The organism is Herbaspirillum lusitanum P6-12, assembly GCF_000256565.1.
Classification (GTDB): Bacteria; Pseudomonadota; Gammaproteobacteria; order Burkholderiales; family Burkholderiaceae_D; genus Herbaspirillum; species Herbaspirillum lusitanum.
In genome coordinates, this window is sequence record NZ_AJHH01000420.1 from 1 (window position 1) to 1,537 (window position 1,537).

Here is a 1,537-nt window from a genome sequence, read left to right on the forward strand (position 1 = left end):
GCCGCTACCGCCGGTCAGGACCGCGCCCGCAACCGCACCGATGCCGGCGCCCACCGCCGTGTTCTTGTCGCGTCGCGACATATTGCTGCAACCGCTCATCGCCGCCAGCGCGCAGACCGTGATGGAAATGACTGTGATTTTTTGGATTGTTTTCATGATGCGGGTCCTTGTTAAAAATAAGGTCGCTGCTTTAGCAGCAATGGAATACGGACGGCTGTTCGAGCCGCATTCTCTCTCAATAGTTTCGGCCGCCTGACGCCTGCAAACATTCCCTTACAGTTGTTACAACCTGCTTCATGAAAAGTTGATCATCCGTCAACTTCCCCAACCCAAACCCAGCGCCTTCTGGATGCCGACAAAACTGCGCGTCAGCGCCGCCTCGGCCTGCGACAGATTCTGCTGCGCGGAGAGTTGCTGCCGCGTGGTGTCCAGCACGTCGATCAGGGTGCCGGTGCCGGCCCGGTAGCGTTGCTGCGCCAGGTCCAGCGCACGGTCGGCCGATGCCTTGGTGCGCGCAACAGTGGCGACCGTCACCCGGCCGTAACGGAAACGCGACAGCGAATCCTCGGCATCGCGCAAGGCTTCCAGCACCGATTGCCGATACTTGATCTCGGCTTCGTCCCGCACGCGCTCGGCTTGCGTGACGCGCGCCTTGGCACGACCAAAGTCGAGGAAATTCCAGCTCAGCATCGGCGCCGCCACCGCAGTGAAATCATCGAGTTTTGTCAGGTCGGACGGATGCGTGCCGCCCAGGCCGATGACGCCGAACAGCTTCAGGCTGGGATAGCGTGCGGCTTCCGCCTGGCCGATCTTGGCGGTGTCGGCGGCCAGCGTACGCTCGGCGGCACGGATGTCGGGACGCCGCCGCAGCAACGCCTGGGGATCGCCTGCCGCGACTTGCGCGGGCGGCAAGGGCACTGCATTTTCCGCATTTTCTGCATTTGCGTTGGCGACAAGCATCTCATCCAGCGTGCCGGGCTCCTGCCCCACCAGCGTGGCCAACTGGTTCAAATAGGATTCCAGGTCGGCCTGCAGCGGCACCTGGTCGCTGCGCGTGCCGTCGAGCTGATTTCGCACCCGGATCAGATCGAGATTGGAGGCCGTGCCGCGCTCGAGCCGCTGCTGCGTCAGCGTCGCCATCTGCTCCTGGGCACGAATCGATTCGTCGGCCAGCCGGATGCGGCGCTGGCGATCGCGCAGGTTGATGTAGGCATTCGCGACCTCCGCTTCGAGACTGACCTGGACGTCGGCCAGCGATGCTTCCGCCGCCTCGGCGGTGGCGTTGGCGGCTTGCACCGCGCGACGATGTCCGCCGAACAAGTCGGCTTCCCAGGTGGCGTCGAAACCGAGGCTGTACAGGTTCAGGCTGGTGGACGAGCCGGATGAAGTGGATGCCCCCGATGAGCTACCCAGATTGATCGGCGGCAGGCGCGCATGTCCCGCCAGCGCCGAGGCGCCGACGCTGGGGAGTGCATTGGCCTGTTCCAGGTTGAGCGCGGCGCGGGCGATGCCGAGATTGGGATTGGCGTCGAGCGCG

Annotated in this window: 2 protein-coding genes; both read right to left on the reverse strand. The window is 64.3% G+C overall.

What is annotated here, in order from left to right:
- A partial coding sequence (locus tag HLUSI_RS31635; protein WP_016834484.1) for a hypothetical protein occupies positions 1–156 on the reverse strand: 156 nt, incomplete at its 3' end.
- A 159-nt stretch (positions 157–315) separates the two neighbouring features.
- On the reverse strand, positions 316–1,537 hold a 1,222-nt coding region (locus HLUSI_RS0113530), incomplete at its 5' end, for a TolC family protein (protein WP_016834485.1).